23 protein-coding genes and 1 riboswitch are annotated in these 25209 nt (G+C 56.6%); of the genes, 6 read left to right on the plus strand and 17 right to left on the minus strand.

Annotation, left to right across the window (positions count from 1 at the left end; translation table 11 throughout):
• Positions 1–192 precede the first annotated feature (192 nt).
• From FHS18_RS14055 to pepT, 3 genes are all read left to right on the plus strand, one after another.
• Positions 193–1428 (plus strand): purple acid phosphatase family protein, encoded by a 1236-nt coding sequence (locus tag FHS18_RS14055; protein ID WP_183600692.1) that lies wholly within the window; start codon positions 193–195, stop codon positions 1426–1428.
• Positions 1429–1740: 312 nt separating this feature from the next.
• Positions 1741–2604 (plus strand): AraC family transcriptional regulator, encoded by an 864-nt coding sequence (locus tag FHS18_RS14060; RefSeq protein WP_183600693.1) that lies wholly within the window; start codon positions 1741–1743, stop codon positions 2602–2604.
• 132 nt (positions 2605–2736) lie between these two features.
• The gene (pepT, locus tag FHS18_RS14065; RefSeq protein WP_183600826.1) at positions 2737–3975 is read left to right on the plus strand and encodes a peptidase T; all 1239 of its coding nucleotides are present in this window, start codon (positions 2737–2739) and stop codon (positions 3973–3975) included.
• Positions 3976–4077: 102 nt separating this feature from the next.
• On the opposite strand, the gene FHS18_RS14070 is transcribed toward pepT, so the two are convergent.
• Both FHS18_RS14070 and FHS18_RS14075 read right to left on the minus strand, forming a co-directional pair.
• Positions 4078–6051 carry an elongation factor G gene (locus tag FHS18_RS14070; RefSeq protein ID WP_183600694.1) on the minus strand — a complete coding sequence of 658 codons (1974 nt, stop codon included), beginning with the start codon at positions 6049–6051 and terminating at the stop codon, positions 4078–4080.
• A 32-nt stretch (positions 6052–6083) separates the two neighbouring features.
• The gene (locus FHS18_RS14075; RefSeq protein WP_343060538.1) at positions 6084–6992 is read right to left on the minus strand and encodes a DMT family transporter; all 909 of its coding nucleotides are present in this window, start codon (positions 6990–6992) and stop codon (positions 6084–6086) included.
• A 1101-nt stretch (positions 6993–8093) separates the two neighbouring features.
• On the opposite strand from FHS18_RS14075, the gene FHS18_RS34925 reads away from it, so the two are divergent.
• Both FHS18_RS34925 and FHS18_RS14080 read left to right on the plus strand, forming a co-directional pair.
• Complete coding sequence (locus FHS18_RS34925; RefSeq protein ID WP_281378741.1) at positions 8094–8225, plus strand: hypothetical protein; 132 nt, start codon at positions 8094–8096, stop codon at positions 8223–8225.
• 223 nt (positions 8226–8448) lie between these two features.
• Entirely contained in the window at positions 8449–8904 is a 456-nt protein-coding gene (locus FHS18_RS14080; RefSeq protein ID WP_183600696.1) for a hypothetical protein, read from the plus strand.
• Between the two features lie 131 nt (positions 8905–9035).
• On the opposite strand, the gene FHS18_RS14085 is transcribed toward FHS18_RS14080, so the two are convergent.
• The 6 genes from FHS18_RS14085 to FHS18_RS14110 form a co-directional block, all read right to left on the minus strand.
• The gene (locus FHS18_RS14085; protein ID WP_183600697.1) at positions 9036–9740 is read right to left on the minus strand and encodes a DsbA family oxidoreductase; all 705 of its coding nucleotides are present in this window, start codon (positions 9738–9740) and stop codon (positions 9036–9038) included.
• A gap of 157 nt (positions 9741–9897) precedes the next feature.
• Positions 9898–10899, minus strand: coding sequence for a DUF1835 domain-containing protein (locus FHS18_RS14090; protein WP_183600698.1), 1002 nt, complete (start codon positions 10897–10899; stop codon positions 9898–9900).
• A 174-nt stretch (positions 10900–11073) separates the two neighbouring features.
• On the minus strand, positions 11074–12186 hold the full coding sequence (locus FHS18_RS14095) for an MBL fold metallo-hydrolase (RefSeq protein ID WP_183600699.1): 1113 nt from the start codon (positions 12184–12186) through the stop codon (positions 11074–11076).
• Between the two features lie 18 nt (positions 12187–12204).
• Positions 12205–13140, minus strand: coding sequence for an alpha/beta hydrolase (locus FHS18_RS14100; RefSeq protein WP_183600700.1), 936 nt, complete (start codon positions 13138–13140; stop codon positions 12205–12207).
• A 289-nt stretch (positions 13141–13429) separates the two neighbouring features.
• The gene (gene map, locus FHS18_RS14105) at positions 13430–14176 is read right to left on the minus strand and encodes a type I methionyl aminopeptidase (RefSeq protein ID WP_183600701.1); all 747 of its coding nucleotides are present in this window, start codon (positions 14174–14176) and stop codon (positions 13430–13432) included.
• Positions 14177–14195: 19 nt separating this feature from the next.
• Positions 14196–14840, minus strand: coding sequence for a TetR/AcrR family transcriptional regulator (locus FHS18_RS14110; RefSeq protein WP_183600702.1), 645 nt, complete (start codon positions 14838–14840; stop codon positions 14196–14198).
• 220 nt (positions 14841–15060) lie between these two features.
• Here FHS18_RS14110 and FHS18_RS14115 point away from each other — a divergent pair, with 220 nt between their 5' ends.
• Positions 15061–16263: an MFS transporter gene (locus FHS18_RS14115; RefSeq protein ID WP_183600703.1), complete on the plus strand. Its 1203-nt coding sequence runs from the start codon at positions 15061–15063 to the stop codon at positions 16261–16263.
• A gap of 148 nt (positions 16264–16411) precedes the next feature.
• Here FHS18_RS14115 and FHS18_RS14120 read toward each other — a convergent pair whose 3' ends face one another.
• The 9 genes from FHS18_RS14120 to FHS18_RS14160 form a co-directional block, all read right to left on the minus strand.
• On the minus strand, positions 16412–17425 hold the full coding sequence (locus FHS18_RS14120) for an NADP-dependent oxidoreductase (protein WP_183600704.1): 1014 nt from the start codon (positions 17423–17425) through the stop codon (positions 16412–16414).
• 134 nt (positions 17426–17559) lie between these two features.
• Entirely contained in the window at positions 17560–17853 is a 294-nt protein-coding gene (locus FHS18_RS14125; RefSeq protein WP_183600705.1) for an ArsR/SmtB family transcription factor, read from the minus strand.
• A 50-nt stretch (positions 17854–17903) separates the two neighbouring features.
• On the minus strand, positions 17904–18212 hold the full coding sequence (locus FHS18_RS14130; protein ID WP_183600706.1) for a chorismate mutase: 309 nt from the start codon (positions 18210–18212) through the stop codon (positions 17904–17906).
• A 155-nt stretch (positions 18213–18367) separates the two neighbouring features.
• A complete protein-coding gene (locus FHS18_RS14135; protein ID WP_221401313.1) occupies positions 18368–19006 on the minus strand; it encodes a TVP38/TMEM64 family protein in 639 nt (212 codons plus the stop codon).
• 93 nt (positions 19007–19099) lie between these two features.
• Positions 19100–21154, minus strand: a complete 2055-nt coding sequence (locus tag FHS18_RS14140; protein WP_183600707.1) for a catalase — start codon at positions 21152–21154, stop codon at positions 19100–19102.
• A gap of 180 nt (positions 21155–21334) precedes the next feature.
• Positions 21335–22636, minus strand: coding sequence for a nucleobase:cation symporter-2 family protein (locus FHS18_RS14145; protein ID WP_183600708.1), 1302 nt, complete (start codon positions 22634–22636; stop codon positions 21335–21337).
• A gap of 21 nt (positions 22637–22657) precedes the next feature.
• Positions 22658–23248 (minus strand): xanthine phosphoribosyltransferase, encoded by a 591-nt coding sequence (locus FHS18_RS14150; RefSeq protein WP_183600709.1) that lies wholly within the window; start codon positions 23246–23248, stop codon positions 22658–22660.
• Positions 23249–23450: 202 nt separating this feature from the next.
• A riboswitch (purine riboswitch) is annotated at positions 23451–23554 on the minus strand.
• 96 nt (positions 23555–23650) lie between these two features.
• Positions 23651–24310: a glycosyltransferase gene (locus FHS18_RS14155; RefSeq protein WP_246427635.1), complete on the minus strand. Its 660-nt coding sequence runs from the start codon at positions 24308–24310 to the stop codon at positions 23651–23653.
• A gap of 134 nt (positions 24311–24444) precedes the next feature.
• On the minus strand, positions 24445–25008 hold the full coding sequence (locus tag FHS18_RS14160; RefSeq protein WP_183600710.1) for a pyridoxamine 5'-phosphate oxidase family protein: 564 nt from the start codon (positions 25006–25008) through the stop codon (positions 24445–24447).
• Positions 25009–25209: the final 201 nt, after the last annotated feature.

The following is a 25209-nucleotide window of genomic DNA, read 5'->3' on the forward strand; positions in this document are numbered from 1 at the left end:
GCGGCGTGCAGGGCCGTTCGTTCAACGTCTCACGCCTGTTGTCACTTCCATATTGTAGGGACCGAGTATGAATGGATCCTTAGCGCTGGCTGAGTGCCGGCTGAATGTTTTTACATTCCCTTAACAATTGTCAAGTTCGCTTCACGGTTGCAGGGGCTGTCCTGCCGGACAGATTCGAGGAGGAGAAGACCAATGCGAGGACAGAATATCGCACTCATCGCGGTTGTCATTGCGCTCATTATAGTTGCCGTTGTGTTTATGTTATGGAAAAAGGAAGGTAGCTCGCCCATGCCCGAATCACTTGTGACCACCTTCCACGATGATCCCCGCGTCAGCCGGGCTTTCACGTGGTATACCGACACGACCAAATCCGCGAGCGTCGTCCAGCTCGTGCCCGCGGTCGGCAAGGTCAACTTCGGCGGACCGAACGTCATCACGATTACGGGGGCATCGTCGGTCATTGACGAAGGCAAAGGGGTCAAGCGCGGCGTGCATAAGGTAAATGTGACGGGGCTTACGCCCGGCACGGCGTACACCTACCGCGTCGGCAGCGGCGAGCCGGAGGAATGGAGCGAGCCCGCGCAGTTTACGACGGAAGGCGAAGAAGAGGCTGCCTTCAGCTTCATTAACGTGACGGATTCGCAAGGAACGACGGAGGCCGATTTCAAACTGTGGGGAGCCACGCTCGCGCGCGCCTTCGCCCTTTTCCCGCAGGCCCAATTCATCGTGCATAACGGGGATTTCACGGAGGAGCCCACAGACGAGACCGCCTGGGAGCAGTTGTTCACGCAATCCCGTTCCTGGGTCACGTCGATTCCGCTCATGCCGGTGACCGGCAATCATGACGAGGTGGACGGCAACGCCGAGCGCTTCGTCTCCCACTTCCATGTGCCGAACAACGGCGCCGGCGGATCGATCCCGGGCACGTCGTATTCGTTCAACTACGGATCGGCGCATATCGTCGTCCTGAACACGGAGTCCAATCTGAAGGGCCAGATCGAATGGCTGCGCAATGACCTCGCGCTGACCGATAAGCCATGGAAGATCGTCGCGATGCACCGCGGTGCCTACGGCGGCAGTATGTACAAGAAGCTGGACAAATGGGTCGAGATCTTCGACGAGCAAGAGGTCGATCTCGTGCTGCAGGGACACAACCATGAATACAGCCGCTCCTACCCGCTGCGCGATGGGCGGATTACGGGAGACGGCAATTCGCCGGTAAGGAACCATGCCGGCACGATGTATGTCGTCACGAATACGGCAGGGACGAAGTTCAACGAGAAGAAGGAGGACCTGTTCTACCACAAGGTCCACCTGCAGAACGAGAAACAGATGTTCGCCGGCATTACGATCGACGGCGACACGCTGACGTACGAGGCGTATGACGTGGACGGGCAAAAGGTGGATGCGTTCGTGATTGAGCATTAAGCAGGTGATTGGTTTGCGCTCCTAAGGAAGGAGCGCAGCATTCACCTATTGCTTTTGGTTGGTTTGCGCCTCCAAGGGCACAGCATTCACCTATTGCTTTTGGTTGGTTTGCGCTCCCCCATTAAGGATCGCAGCATTCACCTTTCTCCTCCAACTCGTTCAGCCGCTCCACTCCTCATTTTCCTTTTTTGGGTGGAAATAAAAGGCATATCTCCGCTATGCTGATAGTAGACAAGCTGTCCGATAAGAGCACGCAAGAACAGGCGGACATGAACGCAAGGCTGTAAGATGAAGGCATAGGGAGGTGCGGGTATGGAATGGCTGCTCCGGTTGAAGGAGGCCATGGATTACATCGAAAGCCGCATGGAGGAGAAGCTCGATATCGAGGCGGTCGCAAGCGTGGCGTGCTCGTCGCCGTTTCATTTTCAACGGATGTTCAGCATGGTCACGGGCTGCACGGTGGCCGAATATGTGCGCAGACGGAAGCTGACCTTGGCCGCGCAGGAATTGGCCTCCTCTTCCGCCAAAGTCATCGACGTTGCGCTTAAGTACGGCTACGAATCGCCGGAGTCCTTCGCCAAAGCGTTCCGCAAGGCGCACGGCATTACGCCGACAGAGGCTCGGGAGCCGGGCGTCGTCCTGAAGGCCTTCCCCCGCATCACTTTCCATCTATCCTTGAAGGGAGATCAAGAAATGGAATATCGTATCATCGAGCGTCCCGCTTTCACGGTGGTCGGCAAAACGTATGAGGTAAGCTGCAAGGACGGCGAGAACCATCGCCTCATCCCGACGTTCTGGGCCGCATGCGGGCAGGACGGCACGATCGACAAGCTCGCAGCACTGTCGCCCAAGCACGAGACGCTCGGCATCTGCATGGATTTCCGCCATCCGGAAGAACGCTTCACGTACATGATCGGGGCTGAGAGCAGCGCGCCGCTCACCGATGACGGCTTCGTTGCCAGAGAGATCCCCGCTGCCACCTGGGCGGTCTTCACATCCACCGGACCGATGCCGCATGCCATTCAGAATCTATGGGGACGGATCTTCCAGGAGTGGTTCCCTTCCTCTAGCTATGAGCATGCCGGCGGTCCGGAGTTCGAGCTGTATCCGGACGAGGATCCGAACGCCGGGGATTACAAGTGCGAGGTATGGATTCCGATTAAGCCCAAACAGTAGCGTAAATAATCGATTTTAGCCGATCTTCGGGTGACGAAGGTCGGCTTTTGTCATCGCTCGCACCTCGTGCTTTGGCGCCATTTTCATTAGCCGCCGGATTCGATTACAATGGAGCTGAAGGAGATGATACCGATGAAAAATGACCTCATTAAACGGTTAACTACATACGTTCAATTCGATACCCAATCCGATGACGAGAGCGAGACTTGCCCGTCTACGCCAGGGCAGCTCGTGCTCGGCCGCGCGCTCGTCGACGAGCTGACGGCGATCGGCATGCAGGACGTGACCATGGACGATAATGGCTACGTCATGGCGACGCTGCCATCCAATACGGACAAAGACGTGCCGACGATCGGCTTCCTCGCCCATATCGACACGGCGACCGATTTCACCGGCGCCGGCGTGAAGCCGCAAGTCGTGGAAAGCTATGAGGGCGGCGATATCGTGCTCAATGCGGCGCTGAACGTCATACTGTCGCCGAAGGAGTTCCCAGAGCTCGATCAGTACAAAGGCCACACGCTCATTACGACCGACGGCACGACGCTGCTCGGCGCGGACAACAAAGCAGGCATAGCCGAAATTATGACTGCGATGGAATATCTGATCCAGCATCCGGAGATTAAGCACGGCCGCATTCGCGTGGCCTTCACGCCGGACGAAGAGATCGGCCGCGGGCCCCACAAGTTCGACGTGAACGCGTTCGACGCGAAGTTCGCCTACACGATGGACGGCGGCCCGCTCGGCGAGCTGCAGTATGAGAGCTTCAATGCCGCGCAGGCCAAAATTACGGTGAAGGGCACCAATGTCCATCCCGGCACGGCCAAAGGCAAGATGGTCAACTCGCAGAAGATCGCGATGGCGCTCCATGCCGAGCTGCCGGATGCGGAATCGCCGGAACATACCGAAGGCTACGAAGGCTTCTACCACCTCATCTCGATGAGCGGCGGCGCGGAAGAGTCGAAGCTCACCTATATCATCCGCGACTTCGACAAGGAGAACTTCGCGGCGCGCAAAGCGAACGTCACGCGCATCGTCGAGTCGTTCCAGGCCCGCTACGGCAAAGACAACATCGTGCTGGAGCTTAAGGACCAGTACTACAACATGCGCGAGAAGGTCGAACCGGTTAAGGAAATCGTCGATGTCGCGCACGAGGCGATGACAAGCTTAGGCATTACGCCGCTCGTGCAGCCGATTCGCGGCGGGACGGACGGCTCGCAGCTGTCGTATATGGGGCTGCCGACGCCGAATATTTTCACTGGCGGCGAGAACTATCACGGCAAGTACGAGTATGCTTCCGTCAACAACATGGAGCTGGCGACGAAGGTCATTATCGAGATTGTACAGCGCTTTGAGCGTGCGGCGAACGCGTAGCGGGTTGAATCAAGAAAGGCCCAAGGAACCGGATGGTTTCTTGGGCCTTTTGCTTTGCTATTCGCGATGCTCCGCACGGCTGGCTTGCCGGCACCTGCGCGGTTATCGCCGCAATTCGACGTGCATATGGGCATCGGCCTCGTCCCATGGGACGGTATAGCCTTGTCCTTTGGCACAGAAGATGGAGGACGAAGAATAGCTCGGGTCGGCATTCTTGTTATATCCCCGCATCGCGATGACGTCCCCTGGATTGTGACAACGATCGTAGCCGCCGTAGCCCATACGGATCGTTCCCCTTCCATGGGTGAACGCCGCGAGCTCCTGGCTGTAATTCATGAAGGTTGCGACCGGTACGCGACCGGTAATGATCACTTTGTCCCCTGACGTGATCGGCGCTTCGAACGTGCCATGCGCCTGCTGCAGATCGGACATGACACGGCCGGCCTGATCGAGCTCGACTTTAACCGTTACCTCATAATACGGCTCTAGCAGCACATTGCTTGCTTTCTCCAGCCCTTGCCGCAAAGCGCGGAACGACGCTTCCCGGAAGTCGCCGCCGCTCGTATGCTTGTTATGCGCCCGGCCGCTGAGCAGCGTGATCTTCACGTCGGTGACAGGGGATCCTGTCATGAGTCCGTGATGATCGCGTTCGAACAGATGCTGCTCGATAACATGCTGGTAATTCGTCGACAGCTGATCGGGATGGCACTCGTTACGGAACGTGATGCCGCTCCCCCGCTCTGCCGGCTCAATACGCAAGTGCACCTCGGCATAGTGGCCGAGCGGTTCAAAATGCCCCGCGCCGATGGCGCTCGTCTCCACCGTTTCCTTATACAGAATCTGCGGCGGGCCGAAGGCGATCTCGTAACCGAAGCGATCCTTCGCGATGCGCGTGAGCACGTCCAGCTGAATGCCGCCCATCACATGCAGATGAATCTCCTGCAGCGCTTCCTCCCATACGACCTGAAGCGAAGGGTCCTCGGCATCGAGCATCCGGAAGGCGCGCAGCGCTTCCTTCGCATGGAGCTTGGCCGGGAGCTGCACCTTAGATTTCATCGTCGGCACGATCTCATAGACGGCAGATTGGCCGTTCGCGCCGACCCCCTGCCCCGCTTGCGCCGATGACAGGCCGACCATAGCGACCAGCTGTCCGGCTTGCACTTCGTCGACAGCCGCGAACTTCGCTCCGTTATAGAGTCGCAGCTGCGTCACTTTCTCGGTGAGCGTCTCGCCTTGGAAGCGGTATTCGAGCTCGTCTCGCACGCGCATTCGCCCGCTTGTTAGTTTGACGAAGGTGATTCGGGTGCCATTATCATCATGGCGGATCTTGTAGACGCGACCACCGAATTCGGTATTCGGATCGTAGTCCGTCTCACTCAGGTCATCCAGCAGCGCAAGAAAAGGCAGCACGCCCACGTCCTGCAGCGCCGATCCGCTCATGCAAGGGAACAGACGCCCTTCCTTCACCATCGTTCGCATCCGTGCCCGCCACAACTGCTCGTCGAAAGCTTCTTCCATATAACGTTCGAGTAGCATCTCGTCCCGTTCGGCGATGAAAGCGATTCGTTCCTCCGGCCACTGTGCCGCCCCCTCCTGCTCAGACGTTATGCCCGTCATGTCGACGACATCTTCGCTCAGTGCCTGCCATATCTCTGCGAGTACGCGACCGGCGTCCGCGCCGGTCCGATCGATTTTATTGATGAAAATTAAGGTTGGCACGTTGGCTTTCCGTAGCAGCTGCCATACCGTCTCGGTGTGTCCCTGCACGCCTTCCACCGCGCTGACGACGAGCACCGCATAATCCATGACGGCGATCGCACGCTCCATCTCCGGCGAGAAATCGACGTGCCCTGGCGTATCGATCAACGTGTAGGTATTGCCGTTGTAGGTCATGACCGCCTGGTCGGCGAACACGGTAATGCCCCGCTCGCGCTCGACCTCGTGGCTGTCCAGGAACGCATCCTTATGATCCACCCGACCGCGCTTCTGGATGCTGTTCGTATGATAGAGCAGCTGTTCGGCAAAGGTCGTCTTGCCTGCGTCGACGTGCGCGAACATGCCGATCGTTGTGTACATGGCGATTCCTCCGTATGTATGGGTTCGTATGATTAGTGCGTCACTTGCTCCTCTAACTTTTCCGCCGCCGTATCGCTTCTGGCCGGCTTCTTCATTCGGCTGGTGAGGTACACGCCCGCGAAGACGAGACCGCCGCCGAGCACTTGAATCCACGTAATCGTCTGACCCATAATCACGCTCATTATGGCTGTGAACACCGTGATTAAATTTAGATAAATTCCGGCACGGCTTGCGCCGATCTGTCGAATCGAGGCGTTCCAGAAAATAAACGACCCGACCGATGGGAATATGCCCATATAAAGTACGCCGGTAATCGTCTCCTTCGTAAGCGGGAAGTTGAACCCTCCGAACGATATGGCGAAAGGCAGCAGCAGAATCAGCCCGAATAGCGCCGTGACGGCTGTTCCCGCGATCGGCGGAATGCCAGCCATTCTACGGCCCAGGATGGAATAGATGGACCAGACGAGAATCGCGAGCAGCATGAGCAGATCGCCTTCATTATAGTCGATATGGATGATCTGGCTGAGCTGTCCTTTCGTTAAGACCAGCAGCACGCCGAGCAGCGAGATAAGCAAGCCGACCCCATGTTTGCCCGAGATTCTCTCTCGCAGCACCAAGGCCGATAGCAACACGATCAATGCCGGATTCATCGCGTTCACGAGCGCCGCGTTCATCGAGGTCGTGAACCGGAGCGCCTCGTACAGCAGGAAATTGTAGCCGATCACCCCAAAGACGGAGAGAATCAGAATGAGCCTCCACGCCTTAAACACGGACCTCCAATCCGGCTTCTCGATCAGCTGTGCGATCGGGAAGAGCAGGCAGACCGCGATGGTCCAGCGCGAGAACGTCATCTGCAGCGGCGTCATGACATCGACGATCGACTTGCCGAAGATGTAGTTGCCCGCCCAGAACAGATTGGCTAATACAAGAAACAAAATCACCTTATAGCTGCGCAATCGGCACTCGCCTCTCTTCGTCATTTTTGTGTGAAATTATGCAAAATCACTCACAACATCATGGCGCTTCATGTGTTTATTTCGTGCAATTTAGTGAAGGATGTCGAAGAAGAACGTACGGGTTAATTCGTCCGATTACGGATCTAAGTTAGCGACTTTAACCGTTAAGAGTATACGCCGAACAGCTTGCTAAGGGCAATGGCTGAACGGATATTGGACATTAATATGACTAGGGCTGGGCCCCAATGATCAACCATCGTACTTGGATATGTGATCAGTTATGAAAGTTCCATATATAAGCATGAATTCAACAGCGAAAATCGACGCACGGACAACGACCGACATCGAATACCGACGATTCATCAGGATTGCCGCAGGTTGAAGCCGGATCAGCGCCAATTTCATCGTAAAATGAAAGAAAAACGCGGTTTTTTCACGAAAAAGAGGGAGAGGCATCGTTGAAATACGGTTTAAAACCCCGTTTTGGACCAATTTCAGATCTCCGCTTGTCCCTCTGGAAGTGATGGGTATTAAAAGTCAATAACTGGGTGTTGTTAGCTGATCGCCGGAATGGAGCCGTGAAGCGAGTTTGGAATGTTAACGTAAGCGTGGATCGAAGAATTGGCCGTTCTATATGGAGTAATCGTCGTTATCTTGGAGAGCTGAATGGTTCAGTTTGTCGCATGGGATGATCTTCGTTATCTTGAAAAAACGTATTCACGATATGCCATGCCACACAACGTAAACGGGAAGTCCCATTATAATAGTGAATTGAAAGTTTGGATGCTGGAGTTCCGATTATAGTTTGTCTTGTTGTTCAGCGATTATCGTTGTCTGAAGTTGTGGAATCAGCTACCCTCCACCTTTACCAACAGTTAGCGAGCAGATCTGACCAAATGCGCAACTCGCTCTAATGGTTGCTCCCTATCCAGCTATCATTAGATCGTATTTTCACCATTCGTTCGACGGCAACGAACACGAACAGCTGAGGAATGCTGTCTGAAGCCGTGGAATCTGAACGTAATCTATCAGAAAATGAAAGAAAACCCCGCTTTTTTCATAAAAAAGAGGGAGAGGCGACAGGTATTGCGTGTGAAAAACCCGGATTCGGCGTTATTTCAACGAATCGCCTCTCCCTCACCGGCAGACAGCATGGGCTGCCGGCTCACCAAGGAAGACCTTGTGAAGCTGGCGGCCGATAATATCCTTAACGAGTAATGACGCAGATATGGAAACTTAATCTCCCCGTAATGTCCTTCTCAGGTTCAATTAAGATTCGGCGCCTATAATAAGTCTCAACAACCCCCCTTTAATATAGAACGACTTGAGCCCGCAGCGATGCGGGCTATTTTTTTGCCCGTTATCGACTGCTGTACGCATTCCTGCGATTCGCACGAATATGACATAGTAAGACCTACTATCCGCGAAGAGGAGGCTGCCGATGAAATGGGCGCTTGGCATCATCCTGTTATGCGTAATCGTTCTGGCCGGCTGTACGGACAACTCGCCTCATAACGGCGTCATCATTAAGAAGGAGATCTACCCCGAGTTGATGGATCCCGATAACGAATACGTCTATGAATTCCGAGGGCACAGCAGCAATTGGGAAGCTGTCTTCTTCATCTATAAAACGAAAACCGCTGAGCGAGCCGCGACGAAAACCGTACTCGTGTACACCGGCAAAGATTCGCTGCCAACAGGCGAATTATCCGCTCCATATATCGCGCAGGACATCACTGGAGGCGGCAGCCTCACCATCGATAAGGCCCCTGAGCAAGGGATATACGTATTCGGCCCATCCGCATTCCCTGCATCACCGGATCAAGAATCCCCCATCCAGCTGCTTGTGCATTGGTCAACGCACGCCGAAGTCATTGAGCTGAAGCCCGCAACCTAATAAAACGGTCTGCCATTATCATGTCTTCCCATCTCCCTGCCTTCCCCTATGCAAAAAGGAGACCCCGTAGGGTCTCCTTCACGATCTAGGCCGCATTGCCAGATTTCCTGCAATGCCCGCCCCCTATATGCTTAGTCGCCAATGCCGCAAGAACCGTCCGTGCAGGCCGCATCGTTGGCCGAGTCCACGACCTTGAGCGGCTGCTGATCTTCCCACGCCTGGCCCAGCGCATTCAGGAACACGCCGCCCGGCTGTGCGCCGGATACCGCATACTTGCGGTTGATGACATAGAACGGCACGCCGCGTATGCCCAGCCGGCTGCCTTCCTCTTCTTCGGAACGCACTTGCGCCGTGAACTGGTCGCTCGCCAGCATCGCCAGCGCAGCTTCACGATCCAGACCCGCTTCCGCGGCCAAGTTAGCCAGCGTCTCGTGATCGCTCACATTGACCGAGTCCGTGAAATACGCGCGGAACAACAGTTCCGTTACCGCCGTACGTTTCCCGTATTGGTCGGCAAAATGGCTCAGACGATGCGCATCGAACGTATTCGTCAGCTTCATGTCGTCGATGTTGAACGTTACGCCCTCGGCTGCCGCCTGCTGCGTGACGTTCTGATTCATGTTGATGGCTTCCTGACGGCTCATGCCGTATTTCTTGGAGAGCATGTCGTGCGCGTCATAAGGCACTTGCTTCGGCGCGTTCGGATCGAGCTCGAAGCTGCGATACACGACCTCTACATTCTCGTTATGCGCGAATTCCTGCAGTGCCGTCTCGAACCGGCGTTTACCAATATAACAGAACGGACAAGCAACGTCCGACCATACTTCTACTTGCATTGGGGTCACCTCTATTCATCGTTACATTCATTATATTTCACTTTAAAATATTAAGCAATATACGAAAGGTAACAAACTTGGCGCGATCGGCTCATTCGTCGATTTTCCCCTAATCAACTCTATAAGTATGATAGTGTCGCTGCCGCTCGTGACTCTGCTACGGCTTATAGCGTACCACGGTCTTCCGCTCCGTATCCCACTGCCAAGGCGTGTCCTTACCGATCAGATGATAGCCGCCGAACCATCGGTCCACATCGGCGATCTCCATATAATCCAGCTCGCCCCGCAGCACCTGTTCCCCGGTCTCGGTAAGCGACAAGCGGCTCTGCCCGAACGGCACCGGTGAATCCTTGAAACCCGGGAAATCCGCTTCGCCTTCTAACCGGAGCAGCGGCGCCTCGCCAAGCGTCAGCGTCCGGAGGCAGTGCCAATATTGCAAATCCCCCATGCCCAGCTGATGGAGCACGCCGCCTACTTGATCGAACAGCTTGAACGGCTCCTGCAAGCCGCCAGCCACGTATTCCAGGGTCAATTGCTCCACGCTCCCGAGTCCATTGCGTGCCGACGGCAATCGGGACAGATGCGCCATGAACGCCTCCTTGGCAAAAGGCAGCGCGGACAGATCGGACTCCAGCAGCTCTGCCAGTGGCGCTAGGTCCGATCCCGTGTAGGCTTCCCACAGTCTGCTGCCAAGAGCAAGCTCGGCGGATCCCAATGGATGCCAAGTGCCGGCGAGCGTTCCCATCTGCTGCACGGATAGCTGCCCGAGGCCGCGGAATAGCTCGATGCCCGGATAAGAACCGATACATAGCAAGCTTAGCTTCGTCTTGCCCATATTCTGATGCTCGAACCAATGCAGCAGATAGGCCAGCATCGTCTGATCGAACAGATCATGCTCGAACCAAAGCACGACTTCGTCATAGTGGCGAAACTCGGCTAACTGCCGTTCCTGCGCTTCGCTCAGTCTCGTGAACTCTTCCTGCGGAATGCCCATCGCCTGATCGAGATAAGTCGCCCGTATGCGGCGATGGTCCGCCTCCTCCGGCTGCAGGAATACCGGTCCTTCCGGATAGACCTCGCGCCAGACGAGAATATCCCCCTGCACCACGCCTTGCTTCAACTTCTCCGCCACCGCATCTCCGTTCACAATATGCAGCATACGCAATCCCCCCTTCAGCCCATCCTTGTACGACTGTCAATAAATCCGATACGGGAAGCATCCCTTTGAGCTTGCGCCGGGCGTCGAAGAGCCGCTTCTTCGGCGTCGGAACCGGCGTCCCCCGACCGTGTACAAAAGCCCAGCACGAGAGCCGTGCTGGGCTTCAACTAACAATTATCCTAGCGCTTCCCGCCACCAAGCCATGGTCGGATAATCTTCCCCGCCGATAACGAAGGATTCGCCGATGCGAGGCGTCGCGATCTCTACGCCTCGTTCTACCGCCTCGGCGCTTGCCCGTTCCACAGGATCGCGCCAATCGTGGACGGACAACGTGAAGGCGCCCCAATGAATCGGCAACAGCACTTTGCCCCGGACATCCTGATGCGCTTGCACCGTCTCCTCCGGCATCATATGGATGAAAGCCCAGCGCGGATCGTACTGTCCGCACTCCATGAGCGTCAGATCGAACGGACCATACCGCTCGCCGATTTCCTCAAAATGCGGTCCATAGCCGCTGTCGCCACTGAAGAATATCCGCACGTCGCCGCTCGCGATCACCCAGGAGCACCACAGTGTCGCATTGCGGTCGGTCAGCGCCCGCCCCGAGAAGTGACGCGCCGGCGTACACGCAAGCGTAAGTCCCTCCCACGCACGCTCGTCCCACCAATCGCATACATCGATCGCAGCGGGGTCAACGCCCCAGCGCTCCAGATGCTTGGCCACCCCAAGCGGGACGAAGAAGCGCCGGACCTTGTTCTTGAGCCGTTTGATCGTGCCGAAATCCAAATGATCGTAATGATCGTGCGAGAGGATAACGGCGTCGATCGGCGGCAGATCCTCGATCCGGACCGGCAGCTCGCTGCTGAATCGCTTCCCGCCGATCGCCGGGAATGGCGACGGGGCTCTGCCTAACATCGGATCAAGCAAGATGTGCTTGCCATCCAGCTCGAGCAGCAAGGCTGAATGGCCCAGCCAAGTGATGCGCGGTTTCCGCTGCCCTTCGGCCTGAGGCTGCCACTTCACGATATCGATCGGGCGAGCCGGCTTCTTGTTACCGCTGCCGCTCATCATCTCCCCCATTACTTTGACGCTGTCCATAGCCGTCATGGACATGCTCGTCGGGAGGGTGTTCACGAATTTGTTCTGATCATAGTTCTTCGACCTGATCAGGGCGTCCCGTTCGTCGCTGTTCCTTCGGCCGCCAAAGGACGGGTACAGGACGAGCACCAAATAGACGGCAAAGGTCAGCACGAACACGGCTGCAATAATGCTCCATATCGCGGTCATGGTATCGAATGGCCCCCTCTAGATGACATATTTGCCGATGAATCCGGATATTTGACGCGCATAGCCTTCTTGATCGGCCAACCTGGCGTTACCGTGCGCGGCGCCGGCTACCACGTACAGTTGTTTGTCCGTCGGGCAGCTCTCATACAGCCGATAGACCATCTCGGTCGGCACGAAAGCATCGGCATCGCCATGGATGAATAACATCGGCGTGCGCGTCTTCTTCACCTGCGCAAGCGCGGAAGCTTCGCCGAAGTAATAGCCGGCGCGCAGCTTCGTCACGAGGCTCGTCAGCGACAGGATCGGGAACGCCGGCAGCCGGTACATCCGCCGCAGCTGATGCGACAGCTCCTCCTTCACCGAGGTATACCCGCAGTCTTCCACGATCGCCTTCACATTGGCCGGCAGCCGCTCGCCGCTCGTCATCATGACCGTCGCGCCGCCCATCGAGATGCCGTGCAGCACGATCTGCACGTCGTCGCCGCAGACCTCGATTACCTGCTTAATCCAGCGCACAAAATCCTTGCGCTCGTGCCAGCCAAAGCCGATATAACGTCCTTCGCTCGCGCCATGGCCGCGGGCGTCCGGCAGCAGAATATTATAGCCGAGTTCCTCCGCATACAGTTTCGCCCATCCGCCCATAAGCGTCGCATTGCCCGAGTAGCCGTGCGCGATGATTGCCGTCTTGTTCGTCGCTCGTGCCGCCGGCAAATAAAATCCCCGCAGCCGCAGCCCGTCATCGGAGACGATCTCCCACTTCTGGAAGGACTGGCTTCTCCACCAGCGGCCGTTCGCGTCCGAAGCGGCGGCCTCCTCCGAGGACGTCTCGAGCTCCGGGTCTTCCTTCAAAAAATCCTTCGATGCGCGGGCAATCGCCTTCTGGTAAAAATACAAGCTTCCGGCTATAAGCACGAATATCACCAGAAGCGCAGCCCAGCCAACTATGGTAAGCATGCCGCCTGGCTCCTTCTATTCCTTCTTAACATTCCTTCTTCTAACGACTATACACTACTGTTCTTTAGATGAAAATATTGCCATAATGAGACATCCTGCAACAAACGCCTACTTTGCCCGAACGATCACACAAGGTGAAACGGCTTGCGCCGTCCATTGGCGGCGTATTAAGTTTCATTCCGGAGAAATAGAAGATGATTTATAGAGGTGAAACATATAAATTCTTATATTTCGAAAAAACCGCCTCCCGCTGCTTCGCGCAGCGTCGGAGACGGTCTCGATTCCGTAATTATTGAGCGGTCAGAATGAGCGGGCCTTCCGGCAGAATCGCGATCGTATGCTCGTATTGCGCCGACAAGCCGCCGTCCTTGGTCCGGGCGGTCCAGCCGTCCGAATCCAGCTTGCTCTGCCACGTGCCGGTATTCAGCATCGGCTCGATCGTGATGACCATGCCTTCTTTCAGGCGCGGGCCTTTGCCGGCCGGCCCGTAATGCGGAACCTGCGGCTCTTCGTGCATGTCTTGGCCGATCGCATGGCCGACGAATTCCTTCACGACGCCATAGCCGAAGCTCTCCGCATACGCCTGCACCGCGTGGGAAATATCGCCGATCCGGTTGCCGATCACGGCTTGCTCGATGCCTTTGTACATCGATTCCTTCGTCACGTCCAGCAACTTCTGCGCCTCGGCGGACACGTTACCGACCGCATAGGACCAGGCCGAATCGGCGAGCCACCCATTCAGATTGACGACCATATCGATCGTTACGATGTCGCCGTCCTGCAGCGGGCGTTCATTCGGGAAGCCGTGGCAGATGACGTCGTTGATCGACGCGCACGTCGCGAACGGGTAGCCGTTGTATCCTTTTTGTTCGGGCGTAGCTCCATGCGACCGCATGAATTTCTCGGCGAATTGGTCGATGGCAAGCGGCGTAATGCCGGGGCGAATCATCTGGGCGATCTCTCTATGGCATGCAGCCAGAATCTGACCGGCCTTATGCATCATTTCGATCTGCTCGCGGGTTTTAATTATTATCATAGAAGGTCACCATAATCCTTTACCTGTTATTGTCGATCTTGTCTTCATGACGAATGCCCTTCATCAGCACATGAACAACGTCCTCTACCCATGGAAGGGGATCATCCTCCGGCTTCATCGCAAGCCGAATGCGGGCGTGCGCGGATCCGATGAGCGTGCTCATGAAGGTGTGAAAAAGCGTATCCGGCGAGATCTTCGTCAGCTCGCCGCGCCGGGCGCCGGCTTGTATCGTACGGAGTACCGGGACGAGCAGCCTCTCCCGGAATTCCCGCTGAAGTCTCTCCGGCTGGGAAATCGGAAGCGGCTCCGCATACTGAAAGGCATATAAAAAAAGAATAAAATGAACCGGCTCCCGCACCCAGCTGGCAAGGCTTGCTCTAGCATATGCAGCCAGCCGCCCGATCGGCGATAAATCTTCGCGCATCGTGCGGGCCAGGAGCGCTTCGCCTTCCTCAAGCGCCTCCTGCAGCAGATGCTCCAGCAGTTCAATCTTATTGTTATAGTAATGATACACGGTCCCGCGGCCCAGGCCAGCCTTCTCGGCGATGTCGCCCATCTCCATCCTCAGGCCCTTCTCGAGCAGCACCTCGGCGGCCGTATGCCGGATCTGCTGCAGCCGCTGCTGCCGAATGATCTCATTCTGCTCTTTCGTGCGGGGACACATCCGCTCACCTTCTTTTTATTTTTGACCTTCTGACATGTCGGTCTAAAAGTTAGCTTCAGTATACCCGCTTCGAACCGTCTTTACAATGCCTCCCGCGCAAAATGTGTCTGCGCGTTCCGCCAGAGGTCAAAATCGAACAACGATTCGGCAAGATTGTTGCAGCGCCGCACGCTCTGATCGGCTAGAATCAAGATAGATTACCTGCACAAAGGAGCTCATCATGAAAAAATTAGTATGGATCGGATGCTTATCCTATCTGCTGATCGGACTTGCGCATGTCGTGCTCGGCTCCGTGCTGCCGGTCGTTCTCGACCATTATGAAAAGGATTACAGCCAAGGCGGCATGCTGATCTTCACCCAGTTCGCCGGTTTCCTGGTCGGGGTTCTCGTCTCGCCCCTGCTTAATCGGCGTTTCGGCAAGAAAGGCGGTCTCTTGATCGCAATCGGGCTGCTGCTTGCCGCAGAGGTTATGTATACGTTACTGCCGCCATGGGGCTGGATGTATGTCATCGCCATCGCCGCCGGATTCGGCTTCGGCATGATCGAAGCGGTCATCGGCACGATCATCATCTCGGCGATCACGGATCAAACGGCTGTCGCCATGAGCCGGTTGGAAGTCTTCTTCGGCGTCGGCGCCCTGCTCATGCCGCTTGTGGCGAGCGGTCTGATCGCCGCCGGGTACTGGCAGCTCTCATTCCTTGTCGTTGCCGTCTTCGCCCTCATCACGTTCATTCTGTGGACCAAAGGTTCGTTTGGGGAGCTGGATCGTGTGCTGAACGAGCGAGGTCCTGCACCGGGAACGCCAACCAAGGAAGGGAGCAGCCGCGCGCTGGTCCAAGGCAAGGACCGGATCATACTCGGCATGTTCCTGCTGTTCTTCTTCCTCTATGTCGGGACCGAGATGAGCCTTGCCAACTTCATGCCGTCCATCCTAATCGAGAAGCTCTCCATGAGCGAGTCGGGCGCGGCATTAAGCGTCACCTGTTTCTGGGTAGCGATGTCAGTGGGCCGGCTGTTCGCCGGGTATGTCGCTGAACGCTTCCATTACCGTGTCTACGTGCTATTCAGCTGTATCGCGACTACCGTACTGCTCATGCTGCTGCCGCTGGCGGATTCCATCTGGGCGAGCTTCACGATTATCGCGCTGCTGGGCCTCGCCATGTCAGGCCTCTTCTCGATCGCGCTCGTCTTCGTCAGCAAGCTGCTGCCGGGCACCGAGGAATCGACGCCGAGCATGATGATTGCGGCTGGCGGCGTCGGCGGAGCGGTGCTGCCGCTCTTGACCGGGGCGGTGCTCGATCGAATGACGGTAGGCCAGGCTTCCTGGCTGTTCGCGATCTTCTTCGCCGGCCTCGTCTTCATCAGCTTGTTCGCCTACAACTGGCAGCGCAAGCCGAAGGCAGCCCGGGTCGTGCACCGATAAAACGCAAAAAGACCGCTCCACCTCGCCGATTGCCGGCTGGTCGAGCGGTCTTCTTCAATTTATGCTGCGTTCCAACTCCTGGAACGCAAACCAATCTACCACCGATCAATGCTGCGTTCCAACCCCTTGAACGCAAACCAATGATCGTCTATTCAGTTACTTTCACCAGTTGCTTACCGATATTCTCGCCCTTGAACAGGCCGAGGAACGCTTGCGGAACATTCTCGAAGCCTTCCACGATCGTTTCTTCGTATTTCAGCTTGCCTTCCGACAGCCATTGGGCCAAGGCCTTGGCCCCTTCCTGCATCCGGCTGGCATAGTCGCTCAGCACGAAGCCCTTCATGAGCGAGCGCGTCTTGATCAGCTTCGTCTGCATGCGCGGACCGAGATCGCCGTCCGTTGCGTTGTACGAAGAGATGGCGCCGCAGAGCGGAATGCGGGCATGATCGTTCAGCTGGCTCATCACCGCGTCGGAGACAACCCCGCCGACATTGTCGAAGTAGACGTCTACGCCATTCGGACATGCCTGGGCGACGGCCTCTTGCAGATTAGCCGTCTTGTAGTTGATCGCCTCGTCGAAGCCGAGCTCGCCCTTCAGGAAGGCGACCTTCTCGTCCGATCCGGCAATGCCGACGACGCGCGCGCCTTTGATCTTCGCGATCTGGCCGACTAGCATCCCTACCGCGCCTGCGGCACCGGACACCACGACGGTCTCGCCTTCTTTCGGCTGACCGATATCGAGCAGGCCGAAGTAAGCGGTGAGTCCCGTAAGCCCGAGCACGCTCAAGTACGCCGACAGCGGGGCGATGGAGTCGTCAACCTTCGTAACGTTGCCGGCATCGACGACATTGTAGATCTGCCATCCCAGCATGCCGAGCACCTTGTCCCCGACCTGCAGCTTGTCCGACTTGGATGCCACTACCTCGCCGACAATGCCGCCTACGATGACTTCATTGAGGGCATACGGGGCGATATAGGATTTGGCGTCGCTCATTCTGCCGCGCATGTAAGGATCAACCGAGAGATAGTGCGATTGGACGACCACTTGCCTGTCCTGCGGCTCCGCGACCGGCGCCTCGCGATACAGGAAGTTCTCATTCGTCGGCATACCCACCGGGCGGCTGACCAGCACGATTTGTTTGTTCGTTAATGTTTGGACCATTGTTAGGCATCTCCCATCGAGTAAGCAGCGTGCGTTCTGCAAGAACGTTCGTAAGTATACGCATTCTGCACGCCTGTATTCATATAGTTATACAACTTTCAAACTATTACGCCAAAAGAAAGGGCTCCCGCCAGCTAAAGGCTATCCAGGAAACCCGGCAAAAACGTCTGAAACGTATCCTCTCGCAACTGGGCGAATTTGTTCTGCCCGCTTCGGCTCACCTTCACCAGATCGGCTTCGTACAGGATCTTCAGGTGATACGACACATTGGACTTATCCATGCCAATGATCTCGCCGAGGTCACCGCAGGTCATCTCGCGGTCCGTCTGGCGTATATAACGGATTATCTCGAGCCGCTTCACTTCCGCCAATGCCTTGAACATCTTCACGCGCTTCTCGTCGTCGTCTCTTGATAGTTTGATTGTCATTGAACTATCTTACTCGTACGTTCTTCATCCGTCAACCGTACGCGGCTGCTCTAGGAGCCGGATGCCGTGCACGACGGGCTCTCCTGCCGAAGCTCCCTATGACGCGCGATAGCCAAATCCATGATTAACCGATAGATATCGGACGCATAACCGGGCTTCAGACCGCATTCCTCGGATAGCTGGGCAATTTTGTTGAATTGCAGCTGCTCGCGGAACGGGTCTTGAGCAGGCAGTCCCTGCTGCGCTTTATACTGGCCGACCTCTTCGGTCAGCTTGAAACGCTCGGCCAAGAGCGCGATTATCTGGCGGTCCACCTGGTCTATATCGACGCGTAATTGGTTTAATGGGGATTGCTCCATCGCATGTGCAGCTCCTTCAAGATGTGATCGAGGCGTCTGTCCGCCTGCAGGACATGGTAACTTTTGTGCTTTTATGCTTTTATGCAATAAAGTGTATGGCAAAAATATACCACACCCGCTTCGCCGCTGTAAACCATCTTCATCCGCGCATCGCGCTAGACAGACCGGTTCCACCGGCGATAGACGAGCAAGGTCAATCCTAAGAAGCCGCCATAGAGCAGGATGACCGCCACAATCCGGCCAGGCGCCGTGACCGCCTCGCTGCCGACGACCGCAAAGAGCAGCATGGAGGGTATTTTGCCCAACGCCGACGCAGCCGCGTAGACGCTAAAACGCACTTGGCTTAAAGCCGCATAGCCGTTGATGACTATAGACGGCATGATCGGGATCATCCGCGCGAACAGGACGGCAAGGAAGGCATTCCGCTCGAACAGTCCGGTCAGTCTGTCCAGATGTTTGCTCTGCCGCAACATGCGTCGGCCGAGTTCCTGATAGTAGTATCGGATGAACAGGAACATCAAGAGCGAGGCGAGCGTCGATCCCGTCCAGGCTACCACACCGCCGGTCACTGGCCCGAAGGCTGCCCCCAGTACCCCGCCGACGACCGGATACGGAATTACGGGGAAGAAGGAGGCCGCCGTCGCGATCACCACGGCCAGAAGCAGATTATCCGATTGCCGGAATGCTTCAAGCAGCGCTTCGCCGTACCTATATAGCAGCCAAGCCGCCGCCGCATAAACCAATATCGCCAACCAGCGAATCACCACGTCTACCGCTCCATTCTTCGTCCACATTTGTCCCATCATAGCATGCCTGGGCAGCGCAAAAAAGAGAGGATCTCTCCTCTCTTCCCGCTCGCAATTTATATCCGGTTATAGCATCCTCGCTTATACGAGCGAGCGGTCCCAATGGCGGTGCGCCGCGACCGCTTCAATGAACGCCGGGACGAATTCCGTCAGATGCGGGCTTGGCACCACGATGCCTACGCCGCTGACGATGCCTGCCGGCTGCAGCCAATCGACGCCGTCGTTGCTCGCGCCGATCGCTTTGTAATGCATGAACGCTTCCTTCAGGAACTCTGCCGTATCCTTTGCCGAGCGCGGGTTCGTCCATGTGCCGCCCGCCGCATAGAGCGCGTCGAACAGGACGGAGTGCGCGGTCAGGAACGTATGCACGACTTCCAGGCGGGTGTCGTTCGTGCCGGTCACGAAGCCGAGTTTCTCGCTGATGACCTCCGCCTGAATGCCTGCTGCGGCGAGCTCATGCAGCACCGCCTGCACCTCGGCCCCGTCGAAGCCGTTGCCGACGATAACCCCAACCTTGCGGGTCGCCGGGCTTTTCACCGTATTCAGCATGCTGAGCGCTGGCGAAGTTTTGACGACGCGGCCATCGCTGCCCGGCGGCAGATTCGCGCCGATCGCCTCGGCGAAGGCGGATGCCAGCTCCACGCTCACGTTCGCGAACATGTCGACGACCTGCTGCTGGACCGATTTGTTCTTCACCTTGCCGAGCTCGAAGCTGAACGCATCGATCAGATGCTGCTTCTCCGGCGGGCACATGCTGTTCCAGAACAGCGTCGCCTGGGAGAAGAAATCCTTGAAGCTGTCGCTGCGCTTGCGGACCTTATGCCCTTCCACCTTCTCCTGATAGTGGGCATAGCCGCCTTCGGCTTCGCTGGCCGGCGCCGGCGTGTTCGCGGCGAGCGAATTCTTGTGGTAGCTCACCTGGCCCCGGTTTATCGTATGGCGGCCATAGCCGTCGCGCTGGTTGTTGAAGAACGGGCACACCGGACGGTTAATCGGCAGTTCGTGGAAGTTCGGGCCTCCCAAGCGGATCAGCTGCGTATCCGTATAGGAGAACAGCCGTCCCTGCAGCAGCGGGTCATTGGAGAAGTCGATGCCCGGCACGACATGGCCCGGATGGAACGCCACCTGCTCGGTCTCGGCGAACACGTTGTCCACGTTGCGGTTCAGCACCATCCTGCCCACTAGCTTCACGGGAATGTCTTCTTCCGGCCAGAGCTTCGTCGGATCAAGAATATCGAAGTCGAACTTGAATTCGTCTTCCTCCGGCAGCAGCTGCAAGCCAAGCTCATAGACCGGATAATTACCGGTCTCGATCGATTCCCACAGGTCGCGGCGGTGGAAATCCGGATCCTTGCCCGAGATCTTCTGCGCCTCATCCCAGACGAGGCCATGCGTGCCGAGCACCGGCTTCCAGTGGAATTTCACGAACGTTGCCTTGCCCTCCTCGTTCACCAGCCGGAAGGTATGTACGCCGAACCCCTCCATCATGCGGAAGCTGCGCGGGATGGCGCGGTCGGACATCGCCCACATGACCATATGCGCCGATTCCTGGTTGTTCGCGACAAAATCCCAGAACGTATCGTGCGCCGATGCGGCCTGCGGCATCTCGTTATGCGGTTCCGGCTTGAGCGCATGGACAAGGTCCGGGAACTTGATCGCATCCTGAATGAAGAAGACCGGTATATTGTTGCCGACGAGGTCGTAGTTGCCCTCTTCGGTATAGAACTTGGTGGCGAAGCCGCGCGCGTCGCGGACGGTTTCCGCCGAACCGCGCGAGCCGGCAACGGTCGAGAAACGAACGAAGGTCGGCGTAACCCGCGAAGGGTCGGTCAGGAACTTCGCTTTCGTATACGCCTTCAAGCTGTCGTCGTACACCTGGAACTCGCCATGGGCCGCGAAGCCGCGGGCATGCACGATGCGCTCGGGAATCCGCTCATGGTCGAAGTGCGTCATTTTCTCCCGAAAATGAAAGTCCTCGAGCAAGGTCGGACCTCGCTCTCCCACCCTCAGCGAGAACTCGTCCTCGGCCATCTTGAGTCCCTGATTCGTCGTCAGCGTCTGGCCGGCGTCATCGACCCGGAATTGGTCCAGTTGCTTGTCCTTCACATTACGCTTATCGCTAGGTACACCGCTCATTCGTCATTCCTCCTAAGCTTCAAGTTCGGGTTAATGATGGGGATAACATGTCATTACATAGTACCCATCCTTTGCACCGAACAAACCATTCGCCCATCTATCGAGTGCCCCGCTAGACGCAAAAAATCACCCCCGTTCCTTCCAAACGGGGGTGATTGCCGTATTCCTTACCATCTAAATTTAAGCCGCTTGCTGCTGCTCCACGTTCGCCGGCTCGCTCTTGCTCCGGGAGAGGAACAGATTGAGCACGATCGCCGTGATCGAGCCGGATACGATGCCGTTCTGCAGCAGCATCTTCGCGAAGTCCGGCAGCTGGTCGAACATCTGCGGCACCGTTGCGGAGCCGAGGCCGACCGCGATGCTGCATGCCGCGATGAGCAGGTTGCCGTCCTTGCGCAGGTTCACTTCGGATAGAATCGAGATGCCCGATACGGCTACCGAGCCGAACATGACGATCATCGCGCCGCCGAGCACGGCGCTCGGGATGACGGTCGTAAGCGCCGCCAGCTTCGGCAGCATGCCAAGCACGACCATCATGCCGCCAGCCGCGAAGATAACATTGCGCGTCTTCACCTTGGTGAGCGAGAGCAGTCCGACATTCTGCGAGAATGCCGTGTACGGGAAGGCATTGAAGATCCCGCCGAGCATAATCGCCAGACCTTCCGAGCGCAGGCCGCCGACGATCTGCTTCTGCTCCACCTTCTGATCGGTCGCCTTGCCTACCGCCAGGTATACGCCCGTCGATTCGACCATGCTGACGATGTTGACGATGATCATCGTCACGATCGCCGTAATGCCGATCTCCGGCGTGCCGAAGTAGAATGGCTGCGCGATGCTCACGAACGATGCGTCGCCTACGGGGCTGAAGTCCACGATACCCATCGCATAGGCAACCACGGTGCCGGCGACGAGACCGACAAGCACGGATACGGCGCGCAGGAAGCCGGTAGCGAACCGGTTCACGAGAAGAATGACCACGAGCGTCACGAGCGCCAGAATAAGGTTCTTCGGATCGCCGTAGCTTGCGCTGCCTTGTCCGCCAGCCGCATTATTCATCGCAACGGGGATGAGCGATAAGCCGATGATGGTGACGACCGAACCAGTTACGATCGTCGGGAAGAACTTGAGCAGCTTCCCGTAGAGCGGCGCCGCCAGTACGACGAACAACCCTGAGATGATAATCGCGCCATAGGCTGTCGCGAGATTCGAGGATGAAGCGATCGCGATGAGCGGGGATACCGCGGTGAACGTACAGCCGAGCACCACCGGCAAGCCGCTGCCGAAGAACCGGGTCCGCATGGCCTGCAGCAAGGTCGCCAGACCGCACGTGAACATGTCGGCCGCGATCAGATAAGCCATTTGGGTTTCGTTCAGCTGGAGCGCCGCGCCCACGATGAGCGGAACGGCGATCGCCCCGGCGTACATCGCCAGCAGATGTTGGAAACCAAGCGTGAATACTTTCTGTTTGCTAAGCGTGCTCATGGTGCATCTCCTTTAGGATCGTTAAGTTGTCGGAATAAGTTCGTCGATGAAATGGACTTGCCCCGGGGACATGGAAGCGATCCGCGCGAGCGAATGGACTTCGATCCCTTTGGCCTCGAGCAGGCCGCGGCCTTCCTGGAAGCTCTTCTCGATGACGCAGCCGACGCCGACCAGCTCGGCGCCCGACTCGCGCACGATATCGACCAGTCCGACCAGCGCCGCGCCCGTCGCGAGAAAATCGTCCACGATCAGCACTTTATCTTCCGGACCGAGATACTTCTGCGAGATGCTCACCTGGTAAGTCTCCTGCCGCGTGAACGAATGCACCGGAGCGGAATAGACGCTCTCCGCCAGCGTTACGGCTTTCTTCTTCTTCGCATAGATGAACGGCACGTCCAGCGCAATGCCGGCCGCCATCGCGAACTGGATGCCGCTTGCCTCGATCGTAAGCACCTTCGTAATCGTCTTGTCCTGGAAAATCCGTTTGAACTCCTGTCCGATCGCCAGCGCCAGCTTCGTATCGACCTGATGGTTCAGGAAGGAATCCACCTTCAGTACCGTATCCGAGAGAATCAATCCCTCTTGGCGTATGCGTTCTTGCAGTTCTTTCATGATTCACTCACTCCTCTTCTTGAAATGAAAAAAGGACAGCGCTCACTTGAAATCATTCTCAAGTGAACGCTGTCCTTCTGGGCTATATCATCCCTTTAGGTCGCGCATCCGCGGGGTTATCTCGCCCGCAAGCTGCGCTGCATCGGCAACCGTTCCACAGGGGCTCCCTCCGGTTATTAACCGTAGGCTGCCGAACCTGTGCGCCTGATGCGCCTTCACTCATAGTCAGATGATTGCATTGGTCATCCGGTAGAAACTTATGGGCCATATCCCCATGATTATACGAGTTCTATGAAATTTAATATTTGTATATCTTACACGCAATGTCGCATCGTTTCAATAGCAGCTCGCCCGAAAAATAGGCATAAAGAAAAGAGAGGCAAGGGGCGCCTCTCTTACCGGTTAAAATTTGTCCGGGAATTGCTTGACGATCCCTTCGGTCAATACGTCCGCCAGCTTCAGCAGATGCTCCAGCCCCTTATCGGTCGCTTCGATATCCACGTCCCAGTTCTGATTGACGATCGACAGCGAGTCGGCGAGCAGCAGCTTCAGGTGTTCATGCAGCATGGACCGCAGCTCTTCCTGGGACCAATTCGGGTTAGCCTTGCTAAGGAACGCGGCAATGTCGTCCGCATTCTTGAACCATGCTTTGTTCGCCGTTTCCAGCTTGCTCTGGTTCTTCTCCTTAATCGCCGTGAACACTTGGCCTCCGATAACGATATGCTCGGTCAGCAGCTGTCCCAATTTGTTGCCCGCTTCTTCGCCGTAAAAGGACTTGATGGCATTGCCGATGTCCTTCTGATTGCGGAGGAGCCGGTTCAGATATTTCTCCTGGCTCGGCAGATTCCCATAGAACGCGATCAGATACGACTTCGTCCACAGCGCATGGTCGGTCCACAGCTTCCTTAGCTCCTGGTTTAATTGGAGCTGCTGCGCGGAGACCGCGCCGCCGCGCTGATGACCGTGTTTGTGATCGAGCGCAGCCGCACCCGCTGTCAGCGGCATCGCGCCGAGCATGAGCGACAGGCCGATCAGCATCGTGAAGGCTAATTTTCTTGGCATATTCTCTACTCCTCTGGTGGCATGGTTGTTAGGGCCTGTAATAGTGTGGTTATTTTCCCTGCAATCATGCATAGAAGTTTCGACAATCGCCAAACGCGCCCTGACCCGTTCCCCTTCGCTGCGGAATGCCGCCGTTACTCTGCGCCCAGCTGCACGCCGATTGGCGTAGGCATGCCGTTAATGCTCTTCGTATTCTTCTGGAGCCGGTAGGCCGTAAGCTGCTCCTCGTCCTTCTGTCCCGCCCAGCGCTGCAGCGTATCGCGTTCTCCCTCATACGACATGAACGGCACCGAGAAGCCGCAGGAAGTCTGAACTTTGTCCACCGCAATGTCGATGATCTGTCTGGCACCAGGCAAAGGCGTAAACTGCGGGTACAGTTCCTCCCACGCCTGGCTCCCCGGCAGGATTACCTTACCCGTTCCGTATAAGCGGATAATGTTCGGCTGTCCTTCAAAAGCGCAGAACATGACCGTAATGCGCCCGTTCTCCATCAGATGCGCGCTCGTCTCGTTGCCGCTGCCCGTCAGATCGAGGTAAGCGACCCGGTTGGGCGACAGCAGCCGCAGCGAATCATAGCCTTTGGGGGACAAGCTGACATTCCCCTCCTCCGCTAACGGCGCCGTTCCCACGAAAAAAATATGCTGCTTGCGAATGAACTGTCCATGGTCCTCCGAGATGGCCGTAAACATTTTCCCCATGCTTCTCCTGCCTTCTTTCCTTATTAAGTTGGTCCAACATTCCTTCCATATAGGCAATAGCAAGTCTATGGAAGATATTGGCTTGAAATTACGCTATCTTCTAAATTTTGTCCACTAAAATCTTGAAACAGGGTTAGGCATCCGGCCGTTTTTTTGATAAACTTATTGAAAATTCTTTAATTAGAGTGCGTGTCCAAAAAG

The organism is Paenibacillus phyllosphaerae, from assembly GCF_014192105.1.
In the GTDB taxonomy this organism is placed as follows: Bacteria; Bacillota; Bacilli; order Paenibacillales; family Paenibacillaceae; genus Paenibacillus_Z; species Paenibacillus_Z phyllosphaerae.